The sequence below is a fragment of the Streptomyces sp. NPDC005070 genome (assembly GCF_053600395.1).
Genome location: NZ_JBSFZS010000003.1, coordinates 65,866 through 85,558, shown reverse-complemented (window position 1 = coordinate 85,558; position 19,693 = coordinate 65,866). Strand labels below are relative to the sequence as shown.

The 19,693-nt window shown below is 71.3% G+C and carries 19 protein-coding genes and 1 pseudogene; 10 read left to right on the top strand and 10 right to left on the bottom strand.

The annotated features are described in order from the left end of the window. Positions 1-5: 5 nt before the first annotated feature. Both ACWEBX_RS01895 and ACWEBX_RS01890 read left to right on the top strand, forming a co-directional pair. Positions 6-767: a hypothetical protein gene (locus tag ACWEBX_RS01895; protein ID WP_451882945.1), complete on the top strand. Its 762-nt coding sequence runs from the start codon at positions 6-8 to the stop codon at positions 765-767. A gap of 483 nt (positions 768-1,250) precedes the next feature. Beyond that, positions 1,251-2,453, top strand: a complete 1,203-nt coding sequence (locus tag ACWEBX_RS01890; protein ID WP_451882944.1) for an amino acid deaminase/aldolase — start codon at positions 1,251-1,253, stop codon at positions 2,451-2,453. Positions 2,454-2,517: 64 nt separating this feature from the next. On the opposite strand, the gene ACWEBX_RS01885 is transcribed toward ACWEBX_RS01890, so the two are convergent. From ACWEBX_RS01885 to ACWEBX_RS01870, 4 genes are all read right to left on the bottom strand, one after another. Beyond that, positions 2,518-3,438 carry a DUF2510 domain-containing protein gene (locus tag ACWEBX_RS01885; protein WP_451882943.1) on the bottom strand — a complete coding sequence of 307 codons (921 nt, stop codon included), beginning with the start codon at positions 3,436-3,438 and terminating at the stop codon, positions 2,518-2,520. 95 nt (positions 3,439-3,533) lie between these two features. Next, positions 3,534-4,325: a 3-oxoacyl-ACP reductase gene (locus ACWEBX_RS01880; protein ID WP_451882942.1), complete on the bottom strand. Its 792-nt coding sequence runs from the start codon at positions 4,323-4,325 to the stop codon at positions 3,534-3,536. Continuing rightward, on the bottom strand, positions 4,322-5,677 hold the full coding sequence (locus ACWEBX_RS01875; RefSeq protein WP_451883004.1) for an aldehyde dehydrogenase family protein: 1,356 nt from the start codon (positions 5,675-5,677) through the stop codon (positions 4,322-4,324). The genes ACWEBX_RS01880 and ACWEBX_RS01875 overlap by 4 nt, the downstream gene beginning before the upstream one ends. A gap of 98 nt (positions 5,678-5,775) precedes the next feature. After that, positions 5,776-7,146, bottom strand: coding sequence for a glutamine synthetase family protein (locus tag ACWEBX_RS01870; protein ID WP_451882941.1), 1,371 nt, complete (start codon positions 7,144-7,146; stop codon positions 5,776-5,778). A gap of 77 nt (positions 7,147-7,223) precedes the next feature. Here ACWEBX_RS01870 and ACWEBX_RS01865 point away from each other — a divergent pair, with 77 nt between their 5' ends. Continuing rightward, positions 7,224-7,961 carry a FadR/GntR family transcriptional regulator gene (locus tag ACWEBX_RS01865; protein ID WP_451882940.1) on the top strand — a complete coding sequence of 246 codons (738 nt, stop codon included), beginning with the start codon at positions 7,224-7,226 and terminating at the stop codon, positions 7,959-7,961. 203 nt (positions 7,962-8,164) lie between these two features. Next, positions 8,165-8,845 carry a gamma-glutamyl-gamma-aminobutyrate hydrolase family protein gene (locus ACWEBX_RS01860; protein WP_451883003.1) on the top strand — a complete coding sequence of 227 codons (681 nt, stop codon included), beginning with the start codon at positions 8,165-8,167 and terminating at the stop codon, positions 8,843-8,845. A gap of 114 nt (positions 8,846-8,959) precedes the next feature. Here ACWEBX_RS01860 and ACWEBX_RS01855 read toward each other — a convergent pair whose 3' ends face one another. Next, positions 8,960-9,883, bottom strand: a complete 924-nt coding sequence (locus tag ACWEBX_RS01855; RefSeq protein ID WP_451882939.1) for a LysR family transcriptional regulator — start codon at positions 9,881-9,883, stop codon at positions 8,960-8,962. Positions 9,884-9,978: 95 nt separating this feature from the next. On the opposite strand from ACWEBX_RS01855, the gene ACWEBX_RS01850 reads away from it, so the two are divergent. Next, complete coding sequence (locus ACWEBX_RS01850) at positions 9,979-11,130, top strand: TDT family transporter (RefSeq protein ID WP_451882938.1); 1,152 nt, start codon at positions 9,979-9,981, stop codon at positions 11,128-11,130. A 582-nt stretch (positions 11,131-11,712) separates the two neighbouring features. Here the strand turns inward: ACWEBX_RS01850 and ACWEBX_RS01845 are convergent. From ACWEBX_RS01845 to ACWEBX_RS01835, 3 genes and pseudogenes are all read right to left on the bottom strand, one after another. Then, positions 11,713-13,329 carry an alpha/beta hydrolase gene (locus tag ACWEBX_RS01845; RefSeq protein WP_451882937.1) on the bottom strand — a complete coding sequence of 539 codons (1,617 nt, stop codon included), beginning with the start codon at positions 13,327-13,329 and terminating at the stop codon, positions 11,713-11,715. Positions 13,330-13,467: 138 nt separating this feature from the next. Next, positions 13,468-13,610, bottom strand: a pseudogene (locus ACWEBX_RS01840) (IS982 family transposase); the annotation flags it as partial. 28 nt (positions 13,611-13,638) lie between these two features. Further along, positions 13,639-13,866 carry an alpha/beta fold hydrolase gene (locus tag ACWEBX_RS01835; protein ID WP_451882936.1) on the bottom strand — a complete coding sequence of 76 codons (228 nt, stop codon included), beginning with the start codon at positions 13,864-13,866 and terminating at the stop codon, positions 13,639-13,641. Positions 13,867-13,934: 68 nt separating this feature from the next. Here ACWEBX_RS01835 and ACWEBX_RS01830 point away from each other — a divergent pair, with 68 nt between their 5' ends. Both ACWEBX_RS01830 and ACWEBX_RS01825 read left to right on the top strand, forming a co-directional pair. Then, positions 13,935-14,567, top strand: coding sequence for an arginase family protein (locus tag ACWEBX_RS01830; protein WP_451882935.1), 633 nt, complete (start codon positions 13,935-13,937; stop codon positions 14,565-14,567). Between the two features lie 313 nt (positions 14,568-14,880). Continuing rightward, positions 14,881-15,165, top strand: coding sequence for a hypothetical protein (locus tag ACWEBX_RS01825; RefSeq protein WP_451882934.1), 285 nt, complete (start codon positions 14,881-14,883; stop codon positions 15,163-15,165). Between the two features lie 450 nt (positions 15,166-15,615). Here ACWEBX_RS01825 and ACWEBX_RS01820 read toward each other — a convergent pair whose 3' ends face one another. Continuing rightward, positions 15,616-16,509 (bottom strand): 2-dehydropantoate 2-reductase, encoded by an 894-nt coding sequence (locus ACWEBX_RS01820; protein WP_451882933.1) that lies wholly within the window; start codon positions 16,507-16,509, stop codon positions 15,616-15,618. Positions 16,510-16,541: 32 nt separating this feature from the next. Here ACWEBX_RS01820 and ACWEBX_RS01815 point away from each other — a divergent pair, with 32 nt between their 5' ends. Further along, positions 16,542-16,685: a hypothetical protein gene (locus ACWEBX_RS01815; RefSeq protein ID WP_451882932.1), complete on the top strand. Its 144-nt coding sequence runs from the start codon at positions 16,542-16,544 to the stop codon at positions 16,683-16,685. Positions 16,686-17,009: 324 nt separating this feature from the next. On the opposite strand, the gene ACWEBX_RS01810 is transcribed toward ACWEBX_RS01815, so the two are convergent. Then, entirely contained in the window at positions 17,010-17,279 is a 270-nt protein-coding gene (locus tag ACWEBX_RS01810) for a hypothetical protein (RefSeq protein ID WP_451882931.1), read from the bottom strand. A gap of 230 nt (positions 17,280-17,509) precedes the next feature. On the opposite strand from ACWEBX_RS01810, the gene ACWEBX_RS01805 reads away from it, so the two are divergent. Continuing rightward, positions 17,510-18,409, top strand: a complete 900-nt coding sequence (locus ACWEBX_RS01805; RefSeq protein ID WP_451882930.1) for a phosphotransferase family protein — start codon at positions 17,510-17,512, stop codon at positions 18,407-18,409. 407 nt (positions 18,410-18,816) lie between these two features. After that, positions 18,817-19,686: a HalD/BesD family halogenase gene (locus tag ACWEBX_RS01800; protein ID WP_451882929.1), complete on the top strand. Its 870-nt coding sequence runs from the start codon at positions 18,817-18,819 to the stop codon at positions 19,684-19,686. Positions 19,687-19,693 lie beyond the last annotated feature (7 nt).

Genomic DNA, 19,693 nt, shown 5'->3' with positions numbered 1-19,693 from the left:
GCGCGGTGGACGGCGCCACCGGGCGCGGCACACCGGACGACGAACCGGCCGGAGCGGACCCCGGCGTGCCGGCCGGAACGGACCGCGGGGCGTCGGACCCCGGCGTACCGGTCGAGGCCTCCCGTCGCGGGTCGGACCCCGGCGTACCGGACGAGGCCGCCCGTCGCGGGTCGGATCCAGGTGTACCGGACGGGACGGAGCGGGGCGCGCCGGAGTCCGGAGTACGGGTCGGGGCGGACCGTCGCGCGTCGGACTCCGGCGTGCCGGCCGCGGCCGACCGCGGTGCGTCGGACCCAGGTGCGCCCAGGGAAGCGGCCCGGGGCGCGTCGGACCCCGTACCGGTCGAAGCCGACCGTCGCTCGTCGGATCCCGGCGTACCCGCCGAGGTCGACCACGGTCTGCCGGGTGAGACGGATTCCGGAGCCTCGGAAGCGGCGGAACCCGGGGCGCCGAGTGCGGCGGATCCTGCCGGCGTACGGGACGCGGCCCGCCCCGGCGAGCCGGACGTACCTGTGGGCGCCGGGCCGCCGGACGATGCGGCGCCGGCGGGACCGGACCCGCTCGTCGAGGACGCCCTCGGACGGACCAGCGAGGTGGGCCTCGGCGCCGGTGATTCCGGTGTGGCGGACCGTTCCGGCGCGGACGGGGGCCGTACAGGCTGGGGCGGCACCGACGGGGCCGTGCCGCGGGGCGGGCTCGCGGGGCGCGGCGAGGCCGACGGAGCGCCGTCGGACGCGGCCTGCCCGAATCCGGAGGGGAAACCCTGAGCGCTCGGCGAGGGTTCCTCGGCGGACCAGTCCTCCCCGGCCGAGAGGTCCGGTCCGGGCGACCGGACGGGCTTCGGCGGAACCGGGGGGTGGGCCGGAGCCTGAGCGGCCGGCGGGTTCGCCGGGGGCGGCGGGGTCCGGGGGGCCGGCGGGGCCGCGGCCGGAGGGGTGGAAGGACGCCGGGGATTCGAGGCGCGCCGCGCTTCCGTACTCATGCACCCCCCGTTTCCTCGCACCGGGCTGTCGGACGCCCCGTGACTCGGCGAGCCGTTTCGTGTCGCGCGAGAGGTCGCCACGGGCACGCATACCCGCACCGGGAGACCGTCACCCCGGGCAGGGCCCGCCGGGGCAAGGTCGTTCCTCCCTGCGTCCGCGTCACTCTACGGGTTGACGCGCCCCGGGCGGGAACCAGTCCGAGGCCCCGGGGCATCTGCCCGGAACGTCCCCCTACCCTGCGGTAATGGAGTCTGGCAGTCTTCGTCCATGACTGCCCGTGCCGCCGACAGGGCCCGCTACGACCGGGCCACCGCTCACCTCGACGCCCCCGTCGCCATCGTGGACCTGGGGGCCTTCGACGCGAACGCGGACGATTTGGTCCGCAGGGCCGGCGGGAAGCCGATCCGTGTCGCCAGCAAGTCCGTCCGGTGCCGCACCCTCCTGGAACGGGTCCTGGGACGCGACGGTTTCGCGGGGATCATGTCGTTCACGCTCGCCGAGTCGCTGTGGCTGGCCAGGTCCGGTTTCGACGACGTCCTGCTCGCCTATCCGTCGGCCGACCGCAAGGGTTACGCCGAGCTGACCTCCGACCCCAAGCTCGCCGCCGCGGTCACGGTGATGGTCGACGATCCGGCGCAGCTCCGGCTGATCGACGAGGCACGCGAGGGCGGCACCGAGGTCGTGCGGGTCTGCCTGGAGCTGGACACCTCGCTGAAGCTGTTCGGCGGCCGGGTCCGGGTCGGGGCGCTGCGTTCGCCGCTGTACTCCCCCGCCCAGGTGGCCGAGATGGCCCGTGCCGTCAAACGCGCCCCCGGGTTCAAACTGGTGGGGATCATGGCGTACGAGGGTCACATCGCCGGTGTCGGTGACGCCGTCTCGGGGCGGCCTTTGCGTTCGCGTGCCGTGCGGCTGATGCAGGCCACCGCCCGCAAGGAGCTCGCCCAGCGGCGCGCGGAGGTCGTCCGGGCGGTCCGGGCCGTGGAGCCGGACCTCGAGTTCGTCAACGGCGGCGGCACCGGCAGTGTCCAGCACACGGCCGCCGAGGACGCGGTCACCGAGATCGCGGCCGGTTCGGGGCTGTACGTGCCGAGGCTCTTCGACAACTACACGTCCTTCAGTGGACGCCCTGCGGCGCTGTTCGCCCAGCCCGTGGTGCGGCGGCCGGGGGTGGGCGTGGTGACCGTGCTGGGCGGCGGCTACCCCGCGTCCGGGGCCGCGGGCGTGGACCGGCTGCCCGTCCCGTATCTGCCGGAGGGACTGTCGTACGACCCCCAGGAGGGTCCCGGCGAGGTGCAGACCCCGCTGCTCGGCTCACCCGCGGACGATCTGCTCATCGGCGACAAGGTGTGGTTCCGGCACGCGAAGGCCGGTGAGCTGTGCGAGCGGTTCGACACCCTGCACCTCGTGGAGGGCGACACGGTCACGGCCTCCGTCCCGACCTATCGCGGCGAGGGCCACACCTTCCTCTGATCCGCGGGACCACGCCCGCCCGGCCCGGAGACGCCTGTCCGTCCCCAGGCCGGGTGGGCGTCGTTCAGTCGGACGGGCCGATGCTGCTGCCCACACCGCCGCCGGCGTCCTTCTGGCCCACCGAGCGGATGCCTTCGGTGATCCGGTCCATGTCGGACACCGGTGGCGCGTCGGCGCCGACGTCGATGGAGAACCGGACGATGACCAGGGACTGCGAGCCCACGCTGGACGGGAAGGCCAGCGACTCGACGTAACCCCCGGGCCCCACACCGGTCTTGACCTTCCAGCGCACGAGATACCCGGCGCGCCCGGCGACGGCGACCGAGCCGGACTTCACCAGCCGGTGGGAGGTGATGCCCCGGAAGGGCCTGCTGCCGACGAGGTCGTGGCCGTACGCGCTGTCGGCGGCGTCCTCGATGTCCCCCTCGGCGAGGACCTTCGGTGAGGTCTCGTCGGTGGCCGTCGCGGTACGGACGTCGACGCGGCCGTGCCGGCACAGACCGGGGTCGCCCGGGCAGTCGTAGGTCCGCGGGGTCGTCAGCACCGTGTCGTGGTCGGCGACGTACTGCGGTTTCGCCCAGCCGTCGAGGACCGGGAAGGTGATGCCGTCGAGTTCGTCCACGACGACGGTCGGGTCACCGGCGGACGGCGAGGCGCCGGACGGGGACGGTGAGGGGTCGTCGGACGGGGCGGGCGACGCGGTCGCGGGCGTGGTCCGTGTCGCGGCCTCGTCGCCGCCGTCGTCGTCGCGCAGCAGTACGGCGCCGGTGACGATCGCGGCCACGAGGGCGACGGCGGCCGTCACGAGGGCGACGGCCTTGGCCCGGCCCGAGCCGGATCCGCCGGGCGACGGGGCCTGCATCAGGGGCTGTTGCGGGGTCTCGGGCTGACGCCGGTGGTCGGTCCACGCGGTTCCGTCCCACCAGCGCTCGACGAGCGGGTACGACGGATCGCGGTACCAGCCGGGAGGAGGCGTCATGCTCATCCCGGCACTCTAGGACGTCCCGCGCGTGGCGGTACACGGGGTCCGCGGGTCGGGCGCGACCGGGCCGCGCCCTCCCCGCGGACCGGCCGTTTCCGCTACAGCGGTGTGACGTAGGCGCCCGAAATGCCCCCGTCCACCAGGAAGTCGGTGGCGTTCACGAAGGAGGAGTCGTCGCTGGCGAGGAACGCGACGGCCGCCGCGATCTCGTCCGCCTCGGCGAACCGTCCGACCGGGATGTGCACGAGCCGGCGCGCGGCCCGCTCGGGGTCCTTGGCGAACAGCTCCTGGAGCAGAGGGGTGTTGACCGGGCCGGGGCACAGGGCGTTGACCCGGATGCCTTCCCGGGCGAACTGGACGCCCAGTTCACGGGACATGGCCAGCACCCCGCCCTTGGAGGCCGTGTACGAGATCTGGGAGGTCGCCGCGCCCATACGGGCCACGAAGGAGGCGGTGTTGATGATGGAGCCCCTGCCCTGGCGGCGCATGTAGGGGATGGCGGCCTTGCAACAGAGGTACACGGAGGTGAGGTTGACCTCCTGCACGCGCTTCCACGCCTCCAGACCGGTGTCCAGGATGGAGTCGTCGTCGGGCGGTGAGATGCCCGCGTTGTTGAAGGCGATGTCGACCGAGCCGTAGGTGTCGTACGCCGTCCTGAACAGGGTCTCGACCTGCTCGGGGTCGGTCACGTCGACCTTGACGAAGATCCCGCCCACCTCCTCGGCGACGGCCTTTCCGTGGGTCTCGTCGATGTCGCCGCAGACGACATGCGCGCCCTCGGAGGCGAGCCGGCGCGCGGTGGCGAGGCCGATGCCGCTGGCGGCGCCGGTGATGACGGCGGTGCGGCCCACCAGGCGGCGGCAGATGGTCTCGGGGGTGTCTGAAGTCACTGTGCGGGACCCTCCGTGCTGATGAAGACGTTCTTGGTCTCGGTGAAGGCGGTGAGCGCGTCCGGGCCGAGTTCACGGCCGATTCCCGACTGCTTGAAGCCGCCGAAGGGGGTCCAGTAGCGGACGCTGGAGTGGGAGTTGACGGACAGGTTGCCGGCCCGGACGGCCTGGGAGACCCGCAGGGCGCGGCCGACGTCACGGGTCCAGATGGAGCCGGACAGGCCGTAGTCGGTGGCGTTGGCGAGCCGGACGGCGTCGGCCTCGTCCTCGAAGGGCAGCAGGACCGCCACGGGTCCGAAGACCTCCTCGACGGCCACGCGCGCGCCGGGATCCACGCCGGTGAGGACGGTGGGCGCGAACCAGAAGCCGGGGCCCCCGGGGGCCTTGCCCCGGATGCCGGGCGCGTCGGCGTCGACGTAGGACCGTACGCGTTCCAGTTGGACCTTCGAGATCAGCGGGCCCATCTGGGTCCGCTCGTCGGAGGGGTCGCCGACGACGACGGACTCGACGGCCGGGGCGAGGAGTTCGAGGAAGCGGTCGTGGACGGAGCGCTGGACGAGGATGCGGGTGCGGGCGCAGCAGTCCTGGCCGGAGTTGTCGAGGAAGGACATGGGGGCGGCGGCCGCGGCGGCTTCGATGTCGGCGTCGGCGAAGACGATGTTGGGGCTCTTGCCGCCGAGTTCGAGGGTGACGCGCTTGAGGAGGGCGGAGCCCTTGGCCAGAACCTGTTTGCCGACGGCCGTGGACCCGGTGAAGACGATCTTCGCGACGCCGGGGTGCCGGACGAGCGCGTCGCCCGCGACGGGACCCGCGCCGGGCAGCACCTGGAAGAGGTGTTCGGGCAGGCCGGCCTCCAGGGCGAGTTCGGCCAGCCGCAATGCCGTCAGCGGGGTCGTCTCGGCGGGTTTGAGGATGACGGCGTTGCCCGCGGCGAGGGCGGGTGCGGTGCCCCAGGCGGCGATGGGCATCGGGAAGTTCCAGGGCGCGATGACGCCGACGACGCCGAGCGGTTCGAGGAGGGTGATGTCGAGGCCGCCGGGGACGGGGATCTGACGGCCGGTCAGCCGCTCGACTCCCCCGGCGGCGTAGTCGAGCAGATCGCGCACGTTGCCCGCCTCCCAGCGGGCGTTGCCGAGGGTGTGTCCGGCCTCGCGGACCTCCAGGCGGGCCAGTTCCTCCAGGTGGCCGTCGACGACGGAGGCGAAGCGGCGCAGCAGCCTGGCCCGGTCGGCGGGCGCCAGGGCGGCCCATCCGGCCTGCGCCCGGCCGGCCCGTACGACGGCGTCCGCCACGTCCTGGGCGGTGGCGGCCGGGACGGTGGCGACGACCTCCTCGGTGGCCGGGTCGAGCACCCGGAGTTCGTGGTCGTACGGGGGTGAGGTGGGCGGGTGCGACGGGCGCGGGTGCGGCGCGTCCGGGTGGGATGCGTGCGGGTGCGGCAAGGGGGTCCTCACATGCGTTCGAAGGAGCGGCGCAGCTCCCAGTCGGTCACCGCGGCGTCGAAGGCCTCCAGTTCGACGCGCGCCATGTTGCGGTAGTGCTCGACCACCTCGTCGCCGAAGGCGGCCCGGGCGATCGGGCTGTTCTCCCAGAGTTCGGCGGCCTCGCGCAGGGTGGTGGGGACGTGCGCGTACTCGGCGGTGTAGGCGTTGCCCGAGCAGGCCTCGGGCAGTTCCAGCTTCCGTTCGATGCCGTACAGGCCGGCCGCCACGAGTCCGGCGACGGCCAGATGCGGGTTGACGTCGCCGCCGGGCAGCCGGTTCTCGAAGCGCGTCGAGCGGCCGTGGCCGACGACGCGCAGCGAGCAGGTGCGGTTGTCGTATCCCCAGGCGACGGCCGTCGGGGCGAAGGAGCCCGGCTGGAAGCGCTTGTACGAGTTGATGTTGGGCGCGTACAGGAGGGAGAAGTCGCGCAGCGCGGCGAGCTGTCCGGCGAGGAAGTGACGCATGACCTCCGACATGCCGCCGGGGTCCTGGGCGGAGCCCGCCATCACGTTGGTGCCGTCGGCGTCGGCCAGGGAGAGGTGGATGTGGCAGGAGTTGCCCTCGCGCTCGTTGTACTTGGCCATGAAGGTGAGGGAGACGCCCTCCTGCGAGGCGATCTCCTTGGCGCCGGTCTTGTAGATCGCGTGCTGGTCGCAGGTGACGAGGGCTTCGTCGTACTTGAAGGCGATCTCGTGCTGGCCGGGGTTGCACTCGCCCTTGGCGGATTCGACGGTGAGGCCCGCGGCCTGCATCTCGTTGCGGATGCGGCGCAGCAGGGGCTCGATGCGTCCGGTCCCGAGGACCGAGTAGTCGATGTTGTACTGGTTGGCCGGGGTGAGCCCCCGGTAGCCGCTGTCCCAGGCCTGTTCGTAGGTGTCCTTGAAGACGATGAACTCCAGCTCGGTGCCGACCTGGGCGGTGTAGCCGAGTGCGGCGAGGCGTTCGAGCTGGCGGCGCAGGATCTGGCGGGGCGCGGCGACCACCGGGGAGCCGTCGTTCCAGGCGAGGTCGGCGACGAGCAGTGCGGTGCCGTCGTTCCAGGGCACGCGTCGCAGGGTCGTGAGATCGGGGTGCATGGCGAAGTCGCCGTATCCCCGGTCCCAGGAGGACATGGCGTATCCGTCGACGGTGTTCATGTCGGTGTCGACGGCGAGGAGGTAGTTGCAGCCCTCCGTCCCGTGCTCCAGGACCTCGTCGAGGAAGAAGGCCGCGGCGAACCGCTTGCCCTGGAGCCGCCCCTGCATGTCGGGGAAGGCCAGGACGACCGTGTCGATGTCACCGGCCTCGACGAGGACGCGCAGTTCGTCGACGGAGAGCGGGGGTGTGCGGTCTGCCACCGGAAAAGCCTCCTTGGGTCAGCCGAGGGCCATAAGGTATTGCGGAGAACCATTGCTTGGGAAGGGGGCGCGACCTGATGACGCGGGCGCAACCCGACCGTGGGACGGACGACCGGCTGACGCCGGTCCTGCGGCCGGTGCGGGCGGGCAACGGCTTCGAGGAGGCGCTGGAGCAGATCCTCCAGATCGTCCGGCTCGGCCTGGTGCCGGGCGGTGAACGGCTGCCCTCGGAGCGGGAGTTGGCCGACCGGCTGGGCATCAGCCGGGTGACGCTGCGCGAGGTCCTGAAGGTGCTCCAGGACCAGGGTCTGGTCGAGTCGCGGCGCGGCCGGTACGGCGGCACGTTCGTGCTGGCCCGCACGGACACACCGGACGAGCACGAACTGCGCCGCCGGGTCGCCGCGGTCGACATCGAGGACGTACTGCGTTTCCGCGAGGTCCTGGAGGTGGGCGCGGCCGGGCTGTGCGCGACGCACGGGCTCGACGCGGACCAGGCGCTGCGGCTGCGCGAGGCGCTGGAGCGGACGAACGACGCCCCGCTGGCCGAGTACCGGCGCCTGGACACCATGCTCCACCTGATCCTCGCCGAGCTGTGCGGCTCCCCGTCCCTCGCCGCGCGGTACGCGGCCGTCCGCGCCGGCGTCAACGACCTCCTCGACTGCATCCCGCTCCTCGTCCGCAATCTGGAGCATTCGCAGCGCCAGCACACCGCGATCGTCGACGCGGTCCTCGACGGGGACGCGGACGGTGCGCGGGAGATGATGCGGGAGCACTGCGCGGGCACGGCGGCACTGCTGCGGGGGTTCCTGGCATGAGCCGGACGTGACGCGTGGAGCCCCTGTGTTTCCGCCCCCGCCCCGCAAAGGTATGAGACCTTTCCATTGAAGCCATGGAAGCCCTGGAAGCTGTGGAAACCGTGGACGCTGTTGAAGCCATGGACTCCACGGAAGCCATGGGCGCCATGGAAGCCGTCGCCGTTCGTGGGCGCCGTGGCGATCCGGATCCGAGGGAGAAGCGCGTGGGCAGGCCGCTGATCGGTGTGAGTACGTATCTGGAGGCCGGGGCGCGCTGGGGCGTGTGGGAGCTGGAGGCCGCGCTGCTGCCGGCCGGCTATCCGCGGCTCGTGCAGCGGGCGGGCGGACTGGCCGTGATGCTGCCGCCGGACGATCCGGACCTGGCGCGCGAGGCGGTCGCCCGGCTCGACGCGGTGGTCGTCGCGGGCGGCCCCGACGTCGACCCCGCCCGGTACCGCGCCGAGCGCTCCCCGCGTACGGGCCCGCCCGCCCCCGAGCGCGACGCCTGGGAACTCGCCCTGATCCGGGCCGCGCTGGACTCCGGCACCCCCCTCCTCGGCATCTGCCGGGGCCACCAGCTCCTGAACGTGTTCCTCGGCGGCACGCTCGTCCAGCACCTCGACGGGCATGTGAAGGACACCGGCGTCATCGGACACCACGAGGTGACACCCGTACCGGGGACGCGGTACGCCGGGCTCGTACCGGAGCCGTGCGCCGTGCCGACGTACCACCATCAGGCCGTGGACCGCCTCGGTGAAGGTCTGCTGGCCTCGGCGCACTCGGCCGACGGCACCGTGGAGGCGATCGAACTCCCCGGCTCCGCCTGGGTCCTGGGAGTCCAGTGGCACCCGGAAATGGGCACCGACCTGCGGGTCATGCGGGGCCTGGTGACAGCGGCGACCTGAACGATCCGGTCCCCGGACCGAAAATTCAGCCCCTCAGGCGTTAGCAGGGGTCCGGGGGCGGCGCCCCCGGGTACGGGACGGGTAGGGCGGAGGGGGCGAATCAAGTCCGTCCCGCTACGCCCCCCGCGTCAGGGACAGGAGATCGCGGGCCGGCCCGGTGGGCCGGTGCCCCGTCGGCCAGACGGCCCGCAGGGCGCGGGTGAGCCGCACGTCGGCGAGCGGGATGCCCACCAGCCGGTGGGCGGACAGCTCCTCACCCAGGGCGAGTTCACTCAGGACGGCGGGCCCCGCGCCGCTGACGGCGGAGGCCTTGACCGCCGTCGTGGAGGACAGCTCGATCAGCGGCCGCGCGAGCCCACCGAGCGCGGAGTCGAGAACCTGACGCGTGCCCGACCCCTCCTCGCGCAGGATGAGCGGCGTGGCCGCCAGCTCCGCCGCCGCGAGGGGCGCCCGGCGGCGCGCCCAGGGATGTCCGGGCGCCGTCACCACGATCAGCCGGTCGTGCGCGATGACGGTGGCGTCGAGACCGGACGGCACCGAGAGCCCCTCGACGAACCCGAGGTCCGCCTCACCCGCCAGCAGCCGCTCGGCGGCGGCGGCGGAGTTCCCGGCGAGCAACGACACGGCCGTGTCGGGACGCTGCGCGCGCAGGGCGATCAGCCAGCCGGGCAGCAGATACTCGGCGATGGTCATGCTCGCGGCCACCCGCAGCCGCGAGTCGCGCCGGTCGCGCAGGGCCTGCGCCCCGGCGTCGAAGGCCTCGGCCGCGTCCACCACCCGCCGGGCCCAGTCCGTGACGAGCGCCCCCTCGCGGGTGAGCCGGGACCCGCGCGGCGACCGGTCGACGAGCGCCACCCCGAGCAGCCGCTCCATGGAACGGATACGGCTGCTCGCCGCCGGCTGGGTGATCCCCACCTCCCGTGCGGCGCGCCCGAGACTGCCGAGGCGGGCCACCGCCAACAGCAGTTCCAGCGCACCCAGATCGGGGACCCGGTGCGCGATCCCGGCGCCGGGCCGATCCTCAGCACCGCTACTCATGACGAACCTCAGCGCTGCTGCTCATAAAGCCAGCTTATGCCGTCATAGGCGCGCACTCCCTGGTGGGGAGCCCGCGGGCGGACGACCGTGGTGTCATGGTCACCGCAGCCCAGCCCCTGTCCGCCCATCAGGCGGGAACCGTCCCCGGCACGAACACCCCCCGTGTCCCGGGAAACCGCGCCGTCGCCGCGGTCCGGCATCTCGGCCCGAACTGGTACGCCTCCGTGATGGGTACGGCGATCGTGGCCACGGCGGGAGCCGGACTTCCCGCGGACGTCCCGGGCCTGCGCACCGCCTGCACCGCCGTGTGGGCCCTCTCGCTCGCCCTGCTGCTTTCGCTGCTCACCGCCCGCGCCCTGCACTGGACCTACCACCGCGACCAGGCCCGCGCCCACCTCCTCGACCCCGCCATGGCCCCCTTCTACGGCTGCCTGTCGATGGCCCTGCTCGCCGTGGGCGGCGGCACCCTCCTGGTCGGCCGGGACTGGATCGGGACTCCGGCGGCCCTGGCCGTGGACACCGTCCTGTTCACCGCCGGGACGCTGATCGGACTCACCGCCGCCGTGGCCGTCCCGTACCTCATGGTCGTCCGGCATCGCATCGAGCCCGGACAGGCCTCCCCCGTGTGGCTGCTGCCGATCGTCGCCCCGATGGTGTCGGCCGCGCTCGGCCCCCTCCTCGTTCCGCACCTGCCGGCCGGACAGCCCCGGGAGACGCTGCTCCTCGCGTGTGTCGCGATGTTCGGGATCAGCCTGGTGGCGACCTTCGTGATGCTGCCGATGGTCTTCGCCCGGCTCGTCACCTCGGGTCCGCTGCCGCTCGCGCTCACCCCGACGCTGTTCCTCGTGCTCGGTCCGCTGGGCCAGTCGACGACCGCGGTGGGCAAGTTCGCGGACGTCGCCCCCGGCGTGGTGCCGGCGCCCTACGACCAGGGCTTCGCGCTCCTCGCCGTGCTCTACGGCGTCCCCGTGCTGGGCTTCGCGCTGCTGTGGCTGGCGCTGGCCGTCGCCATGGTCGTACGGGCCCGCCGCCAGGGCATGGGTTTCGCGATGACCTGGTGGGCCTTCACCTTCCCGGTGGGCACCTGCGTCACCGGCGCGGAGGGCCTGGCCCGGCACACCGGCCTGGCCGCCTTCGAGGTACTGGCCGTCGCCCTGTACGCCCTCCTGCTGACCGCCTGGTCGGTGGCCGCGGTCCGGACCACCCAGGGCCTGCTCACAGGCGAGCTGCTCACGGCGCCTCGGTGAAGCACCTTCTCCCGGGAGCCGGCCCGCACTCGCGCCGACGTCGATCGAGGAATGAAAAGCCGCCAGGGCCTGGACCGTTCACTCAACACCGATCAACGCGGCATACGCAGAGTCCCCGATCACCGTCCACGAAGCGTACTCACCGGAGATCGACCTGGCCGGCGGCTGAGAGGGGCACGCCCGCACCTTGTGGGAGCGGGGCAGGATGATGTGGATCACGAGGCGCGTTCAGAGACGTCATCCGGGTTGCCGGTGCTGCGACCGCACAGGTTCACCGGGTTGGGGCCGCGTGCGGAAGCCGGGCGGGAACGGCATGGCCATGTGCTCTGCCGTCATCCGCGAGAACGCATCCGGCTTCTCTCTGAACATGTCGGCGATCACGCCAGGCACGCGCAGGCAGTTCTTGTCGCCGATCAGCGTCTGACCGGCGCGGCCAGCAACGAGGCAGGGCTCGGCCGCGAGCAGCCCCAGGTCTGGTCGGTTTCACGCCCGAGGCCCGGTGGTTGTGCTTCGCTCGAGCCGCGCCGCTTCCGCGCCGCTGTCAAACGCTCCGGCCTGGCCGAAGCGCCGCTGCGGAGGAAACTACTGGATGATGTCGGCCGTCGCGCCACCGCCGGTGGCGAGGCCGCCGTGCGGGCGAGACGCGGAGAACGGAGGCGTGTTCTGGGTGCAGTTCGCTCCGACCGGCGGCATGGTGCCGTCGATGATGTAGCGACTCTCGTACGCCTGGACGCAGCTGCTGGGGTTGAGCAGAGCGGTGTGCCCGTACCCGTTCAGGGTGAGCAGGCGCGAGGAGGCCAGTTCTCGGCCCATGGCCTTGGCGTCCCGGATGGGAGTGGAAGGGTCGTAGGTGGGGTTGACCAGCAGGATCGGGTGCGCGGTGGGCGTGTTCCACGGGCCGGTGTAGCGGTTGGCGGCCACGGCCGGCCAGGTGGCGCACGGCTCGGCGGCCCAGGTCCAGAACCGTCCGAGGTCACCCGCGCGGGCCGCGGCGAACGCCTCGAACCGGTGGTAGGCGAAGGGATTGCGCGGCTCGGGGCTGTCGGAACAGCTCACCGCGCCCCCTTGCTCGATCCCCGCGTACGGATACGGGATCGGCGGCGGGACCGCGGCCGGCGGCACCGGGGTGCGGCCCTCCCACAGGTCCTGGAGCGTACCGGCGAGGTCAGTCCAGCCGGGATGGACGACATAGAGGGCGTTCGCCACGGCGTCGACGGTCGCGGCGTAGGTCCACGCGCCCACCGGATGCTTCCGCAGGCGCAGCGTCAGCTTGTCGAACTTGGCCCGGGTCGCTTCCGGGCTCCCGGCGGAGAAGGCGCAGTGGGCCGTGTCCGCCGAGCCGCACAGGGTGAGGAACTGGTCGAAGGTCGCCGCCGCGCCGACGTCGGTGCCCATCCGCAGGAAGAGCGGCAACTTGGGGTCGCCGGTGGAGTTGTGGTCCGTCCAGGCCTGCGGATCGATGTTCCCGTCCAGGACCAGGGCGCGGACCTTGCCGGGGAACATGTTGGCGTAGGTGGCGCCCAGGATCGTCCCGTAGGAGATGCCCAGGTAGGTGAGTTGCGGGTCGCCCACCGCCCGGCGGAGCAGATCGAGGTCCTGGGCGGTGTCGGCGGTCGAGACGTGGCGCAGCAGCGCGGGGTCGCGCTGCTCGCAGAGCCGCCCCAGTTCGGCGTACGCGCTGATCCAGGTCGCCCGCTCCTTCTTCCCGACCGGGAAGCCGATCGGCTTGCTCGCAACCCAGGCGGCGGCCTTCTCGCGGCTGCCGAAGCAGTTCACCGCGGTGCTGTAGCCGATGCCGCGGGGATCCCAGCTGACGATGTCGAACCGCTCCCGTACCTCCTTCGGGAAGAACTCGTAGTCCTGCGGCATCTGCACCTTTCCCGGTCCGCCGGGACCGCCGGGGTTGAAGAACAGGGAGCCGAGGCGCGGCCCCGGGCCGGTCGCCTTCCGTTTGACGACCGCCAGCTCGATGGTGCGGCCGCCGGGGTGCCGGTAGTCCAGCGGTGCTTTCACGGTCGCGCACTCGAACGGACTGCCCGGGACGCAGGGGGTCCACTCCAGTCGCGGGACCGGCACCTCGGACAACGGCGCGGCGGTCTGCGCGAGGGCCGGGACGGTGGCCGTCGTCGAGCAGACGATCACCGCGGCGACGGCCGCGGCGAGGCGTCGGTGGGCCGCCAGGCGTATGGATATCTGCATGTCTGTCCTTCCGCGCGTCGTGGCTGAGCGCCCGACAGCAGCGAACCTGCGGACGTCGGCTCGCATCAGCATCAACATCACCGCGGCCCGTCGGGCCCGCAAGCCGACACGGCCGAATGCATCGATCCCCCGGTGCGGGCGGTTGTGCCAGATCGCTGCGGTCAGCGCCAGGACGCGTTCCAGGATCCGGCCGTAACGCCGGTCGGGGTGCGCCCGCCGCGGCGTTCAAGGCCGAGCCGGCCCTTGATGGTCTGGTACACGGACTCGATCAGCCGGTGAAGCCACCGCGCTTCGAAGGCTCGGCCGCGTTCACGCGTCGCACAGGAAGAGAGCGTTCACGCGTTCGGGGGCCTGCGCGGCGGTCTCCTGGGCGATCCAGCCGCCGGGAGAGTGGCCGGCGACGGAGAACACACCGATTCGTCGGTTGATCGAGGACGAACATGCACCGGGGCGCAACTTCCTCCAGATCGGCCTGCGCAGCGCGATGGCACCCGACGACGAGTTGTTCGGCTGGATGCGCGAGCACGGAATGCGCACGCACCTTCCTGGCCGAGATCGACCGCCGCGGATTCGAAGTCGTTCTCCAACAGGCCATCGACGAGGCCTTGGACGGACCGGAATACCTGTACGTGTCCTTGGACATCGACGTGCTGGACCCAGCCTTCGCGCCTGGCACCGGCGCCCCGGAGCCGCCGGGTCTGACCAACCGGGAACTGCTACCGGCCATCCGCCGGATCTGCCACGAGACGCCCGTGGTGGGCATGGAGGTCGTCGAGGTCGTCCCGGACCTGGATCCCGGTTACACCACCACGATGAACGCCCGCCGGGCCATCTTCGAGGCGCTCACCGGTATCGCCATGCGCCGCAAGGGCCTGCCCGGCCCGGACTATCTGGCCCCGGCCGTCTCCGGACCGCCCTATGGTCGACGCACAGCGGCAACTGCGGAATGGGCAGGCCGATCGGGACCCGGTGCTCCGGTCCTGACCTCACTCGATAGCAAAGTACGCCTTGATCCCGCCGACCATGAACTGGAACGCGAGTGTGGCGCCGAAGAGGCCGCCGCACCGCATCATGACGGCCATGTTCTGAGGAAACAGTTTCAGCCTGTCGGCTGGGCAGAGGCGCCTCACCGGTATGAGCGCCTCGGCAATGCGCACCGCGATCAACGCCGCGATCGGACCGGACGAGCCACTGCCGGTCGAGACAATCGTGATGAGCGACGGATGAGCGACCGATGAGCGACGAAGAGCCACACGGATGTTTCGCTCAAAGGTCTGTGAGCGAGGCTTGACGTGGATCGTCATGCCGCGTTCACAGCCTCTTTCGTGCTGCGGGCAGTCACCGCCCGAGGCTGCTCCACTCCACGTCGATGCCGTCTCGTGGCAGACACGCGCAAGGCCGCGTGTCCGGGCCGCCGGCCGCCGGCCGCCGTTCGGATCATCCAAGGCGGCCCTTCAGGTGACTGCCGGACGCCTCATGAGCCAGGCAGCCGTCGCAGGGGTACGACGTCTCGGCAGAGAACGAACCCAGAACGCCGTGAGGAGCTTGGCGATGTACGCAGCAGTCCGGCGGTACGAAGGGGTGACCGATTCGGCCGAGGCGGCACGTCTCGTGAACGAGGGGTTTGTGGCACTCATGCGCCAGGTCTCCGGCTTCGTGGCCTACTACTGGATCGATGCCGGGGACGGAGTGATGGTCTCGACCAGCGTCTTCCAGGACCAGGCCGGTGCCGCGGAATCGATCTCGAGGGCTGCGGACTTCGTGCGGGACAACCTTGCGTCACTGCTCCCCAACCCTCCCCAGGTCATGGCCGGCGAGGTGGTGTCTTCCGCATGACAGCGTTCGGAACGGCCACATGAAGCCTCCAGGGCTGTACCGGCCTGCAGTGCCCACGTGGTCACCCTTCACAGCGTTGATCCCGCGAGGTGCGTCGGCCGCAAAGAGGACTGTGAACGCGGCTTGACTTGGGTCGTCAAGTGGCGTTCACAGACTTCATCCAGCCCAACATCACCGGGACCTCAAGTGGATCAACTCCACGTCGATGCCGAGATCCTGAACGAGTTCCTCCAGACCACGCGTAGCCCTTGCCGCCCAGCATGAAGTCCCGGTCCCCGAGCTCGTAGCACGATCTCGTTGGGGGTTGGTAACGCACGGGGTGCCGGTCGGGTGAGGCTGGAATGATTGCGGCCACGCCGACGACCTCGGCGAGCGAGGCACCCCACCTCCTGGGCGACCCTGGCCTCGGCTACCGCAGCCGCGCCTGGGAACGTCATCATGCAGCGGTCGCTACGTCACATCCCCGGCTTCACTGACGGCTTCCAGCAGCGCGGTTACGGTCTCGTTGTACGGGGTGGGGATGCCTAGGCGGGCACCCATGCGCACCACTGCGCCGTTGCGCGCGTCGTATTCCAGCGGCCGGCCTGCCAGGCGGTCCCACAGCATGCTGCTGCCAGACTCGGCCGGCATCGTCCGCAGCCGAGCGATGACCTGGTCGGCCAGGTCATCGGGAAGGTTCGCGCCCGACGCGGTGGCGACCTGTCGTGCCTCTTCCACCAACGCGTGGCCCAGGCGGGCGATGCGGGGATTGGCGAAGACCGGCATACGGCGCATCGTCAGCGCGGTAACGGCGCCGTTGGCCGCATTCAGGCACAGCTTCGCCCAAGCTGCGGTCACGAAGTCTTCGGTCAAGGTCACGGTGATACCGCTGTCTTGGCACAGGGCCGCAAATCTCGCGCCGTCGTCGCCCTCGGGTACCACGACCCTCGGGCGTTCGAACAGCCGGATGTGGCCGCGTTGCGGCGATTCGGCCGCGATCTCCACCACCACCGGAAGGACCCGAGCCGCGCCCGTCAGCGGCGCGACGCGCTCAAGGTGCTCGACACCGTTCTGCAGCACCGCTACACGGGTGTCCGCACCGCACAGCCGTTCCAACCAGGGCGCGGCCCCAGCCGTCTGATGAGCCTTGGTCGCCAGCACCACCCACTCGACCGCAGACACCTGAGCAGGGTCAAGAATCTCCGGAATCAATATGTTCTCGACCGCCCCGTCGGGCCGCGTGATCCGCAGTCCGCCCAGCGGCGAGCGCACGCAGGCAGTCACCTCCATACGCCCCGTCGAGGCCAAGCCCGCGGCCACCACCGAGCCCACCGCGCCCATGCCCACCACCGCAACACGTGTCATGACCACTGAGCCTACCCACGAGTAGGGGGACCATGGTGAGTGCTGGTGTCCAAGAGGCCGCTCAGGCAGGGCCGTTCGCCCTCTTGCAGGTCGCCTATCCGCCCAGCACCGGCCTCACCCAGCAGCGCGGCGAGACCCGTGACGACTACCTGGAGGTCCTCGACCTGCTGGGCTGACGACTCACGTGAGCACCGTATGGCGAAGGCGCGTTCGGCGAGTCGGAGAAAAGGTCTGTGAGCGAGGCTTGACATGGATCACCAAGCTGCGTTCACAGCCTTACGACGGTCTCCCGTCCCCGGTCCGAGGATGGAGGCAACCCGGCTGGGACGCGATGTCGGCCGTCGAACTGGGCCCGCTCCAGCGCGGCGACCGCCAGCGGGGCGAGGGCGTTGCGGTGGGTGGCGCCGGCCCTGCCGGCGCACGCACATGGTCCCGGTCCCGGGTCTGAGGCCCGGGGCCGGGACCATCTATCGGCCGGCGACTCCGCGTCGGCCGGGACTTCAGAACGCGCTGTTGTTGCAGCCCGCGCTGGAGCCGATGGAGGTGACCTGGGCACCGGGGTTGCCCTCACCGCCCAGCAGGTTGCCGCCCAGGCCGTTGAGCGCACCGACCTGGCCGAGGACGTCCACGTTCAGGTCGTGCGACTTGCAGCTGGAGTGCTGCTTGATGTCGAACCCGTCGCCGTGGCCGCCGGCGTAGGCCGTGCCGCCCACGAGTCCGATGCTGCCGATCGCGGCGATCAGGACGGCAACGTTGCGAAGCTTGCGCATGTCATCTCCGATGGAGTGAGTAGGTGCGATCTGGGGAAGATCGACTTTTACAATCCCGGGAGATTAGTGCGGAATATGCCAAAACGGGCATTGACGCGCCGACTCTCATGATCGCGTGGCAGAAGCACCCGAAAGCCCTAGCGCTTGCACCGACTGCCGGCCGGCAACCGCGCGGCGGCCACTCGACGACCACCGCTCGCCTCATGCGGCCGATTGGTACGGTCGGCCGCATGAACAGTCGCGGCCGCGACCGCCTCGCCGACGTCCGCGGCGTCGTGGTGGCGCACATGCGCGACTATCGGATCGACTCCGTCGTGCCGCTCGGCGAGGGCCTGGACAACCTGGCGTACGAGGTCAACGGTGAGCTGGTCGTGCGCTTCAGCAAGGAGCCCGACCCGGCACGGCGGACTGCCCTGGTGGGCCACGAGGCCCGCGTGCTTGCCGCCGTAGCCGGTATCTCGCCGCTGCCCGTCCCCGAACCGACCTTCGCGGTCGCGGAGCAGGGATGCCTGGCGTACCGCAAGCTCCCCGGCGCGCCACTGCTGGACATGCCGCGGCACCAGCGATCGGCCCACGCCACGTCGATCGCCGCCACGCTCGGCGAACTGCTCACCGCGCTGCACGCTGTTCCGATCGAACGGCTGGCCGATCTGGTGGACGCGGACCGCCGGCCGCTGACCGAGTGGCGAGATGAGGCCACGGAGGACTATGTGGCGGCAGCCGGGCAGATACCGGCGGCGTACCGTCGACCCGTCGAGGCGTTCCTGAATGCCGCACCACCGCACGACGAATGGACCCCAGCGTTCTCCCACAACGATCTGGGGATCGAACACGTGCTCGTCGACCCGGTCGCGTGGACCGTGACCGGCATCATCGACTGGAGCGATGCGGCCATCGTCGATCCGGCCTACGACTTCGGGCTTCTCCACCGCGATCTCGGCCCTGCCGCCGCCCGCGCCGCCATCGGCAGCTATCGAACCGACGCCAACGACCTTGTGGCCCTCGGCGAACGCGCCTTGTTCTATGCCAGGTGCAGTGTCTTCGAGGACCTGGCACACGGCATCGCGACGGAACAAGGCACGTATGTCGACCAGAGCCTTGCCGCGATGCAATGGCTGTTTCCGCCATAGCCGCCCTACGTCGACCGAGCGGCCGAGGACATCAACCCGCGTGCAAGTCCCAGCGTCCGTCAGGCATTTGGCGACTGCCACTCCGCCATGCGGCCATGAGGAAAGCCGAAACCTGAGCCGACCTGGCCCTCCGGCTCAAGTTCGCTGCCCTCGCGGCGCCTTCGCGAACCCGGTCTCTCGCGGCTGCCGGCGGCCCTCGCTCAGGGTGCGCCGGCCCCGCGGCACCTGCACGGCGACCGGCCCGTGTCGAGCCCACGGAGGCATGCTGGAGCACACAGTTGGGCAGTGTGACGTGTCACAGACAACGCGGCGTCACTGTGGGAACTTCAAGTACCCGTCGTACCAGCCGAGTTGCTGAGGCACCGAGAGTGGGTCCGGCCGGGCGGCCCGCGTGCGGAGAGGATCGAATGCGCTCTTTGGAAGCCCTGACGCTCGATCAGGTCGTCGACACGGCTCGTTATCCCCTGTCGGAACTCGCGGGCACCCGGGGACAGGCCGTGGTCTCCCGTGCCCGGCGCGAGCTGTCGGCTCTCGGCTGCACCGTGCTGCCGGACTTCATCCGCCCGTCGCTGCGCGATGTGCTGCGGCAGGAGTGCTCGGCCATCGCGCCCCGGGCGCACCACGACGTCGAGACGGTGAACGTCTACAACATCGCGGTGGACTCGGCGCTGCCGGAGGACCATCCGGGCCGGAGGACCTTCGAGCGGGGCAACGCGTTCGTCGCGCGGGACCGCGTCCCCGCGGACTCGCTCATCAGCCGGCTCTACTCCGACACGGTGTTCCGGGACTTCGTCGCCCGCTGCTTCGAACTGCCGGAGCTGCACGAGCTGGCGGACCCGCTCTCCGGGCTGGTTCTCAACGTCGTCGCGCCGGGCATGGAACACCCCTGGCACTTCGACACCAACGAGTTCACCGTGAGCATGCTCACCCAACAGGCGCAGTCCGGCGGCGTCTTCGAGTACTGCCCGAACATCCGGACCGCGCGGGACGAGAATTTCGACGACGTCCGGGACGTGGTGGACGGCCGGGGCGAGCGGCTGACCCGGCGCCTCCCCCTGCAACCGGGTGACCTGCAGTTGTTCAAAGGGCGCTACTCGCTGCACCGCGTGAGCCCGGTGCAGGGCGAGATCGCGCGCCACTCCGCGATATTCGCCTACAGCGAGCGCCCCGGCGTCATCGGGAGCGTGGAACGGACCCGGCAGCTCTTCGGCCGGGTGCTGCCCGAGCACCTGGCGGCCGAGGGCCGGGCGGTCCGCGGCGACCGGCTCCTGGACTAGTCGCCCG

What these genes read in the sequence shown, in the direction of transcription:
- ACWEBX_RS01850 (WP_451882938.1), top strand. Translation starts at nt 9,979, where the DNA reads ATGGTCACCGCAGCCCAGCCCCTGTCCGCCCATCAGGCGGGAACCGTC.
- ACWEBX_RS01820 (WP_451882933.1), bottom strand. Translation starts at nt 16,509, where the DNA reads ATGACACGTGTTGCGGTGGTGGGCATGGGCGCGGTGGGCTCGGTGGTG.
- ACWEBX_RS01810 (WP_451882931.1), bottom strand. Translation starts at nt 17,279, where the DNA reads ATGCGCAAGCTTCGCAACGTTGCCGTCCTGATCGCCGCGATCGGCAGC.
- ACWEBX_RS01800 (WP_451882929.1), top strand. Translation starts at nt 18,817, where the DNA reads ATGCGCTCTTTGGAAGCCCTGACGCTCGATCAGGTCGTCGACACGGCT.
- ACWEBX_RS01815 (WP_451882932.1), top strand. Translation starts at nt 16,542, where the DNA reads ATGGTGAGTGCTGGTGTCCAAGAGGCCGCTCAGGCAGGGCCGTTCGCC.
- ACWEBX_RS01890 (WP_451882944.1), top strand. Translation starts at nt 1,251, where the DNA reads ATGACTGCCCGTGCCGCCGACAGGGCCCGCTACGACCGGGCCACCGCT.
- ACWEBX_RS01865 (WP_451882940.1), top strand. Translation starts at nt 7,224, where the DNA reads ATGACGCGGGCGCAACCCGACCGTGGGACGGACGACCGGCTGACGCCG.
- ACWEBX_RS01825 (WP_451882934.1), top strand. Translation starts at nt 14,881, where the DNA reads ATGTACGCAGCAGTCCGGCGGTACGAAGGGGTGACCGATTCGGCCGAG.
- ACWEBX_RS01885 (WP_451882943.1), bottom strand. Translation starts at nt 3,438, where the DNA reads ATGAGCATGACGCCTCCTCCCGGCTGGTACCGCGATCCGTCGTACCCG.
- ACWEBX_RS01845 (WP_451882937.1), bottom strand. Translation starts at nt 13,329, where the DNA reads ATGCAGATATCCATACGCCTGGCGGCCCACCGACGCCTCGCCGCGGCC.
- ACWEBX_RS01855 (WP_451882939.1), bottom strand. Translation starts at nt 9,883, where the DNA reads ATGAGTAGCGGTGCTGAGGATCGGCCCGGCGCCGGGATCGCGCACCGG.
- ACWEBX_RS01805 (WP_451882930.1), top strand. Translation starts at nt 17,510, where the DNA reads ATGAACAGTCGCGGCCGCGACCGCCTCGCCGACGTCCGCGGCGTCGTG.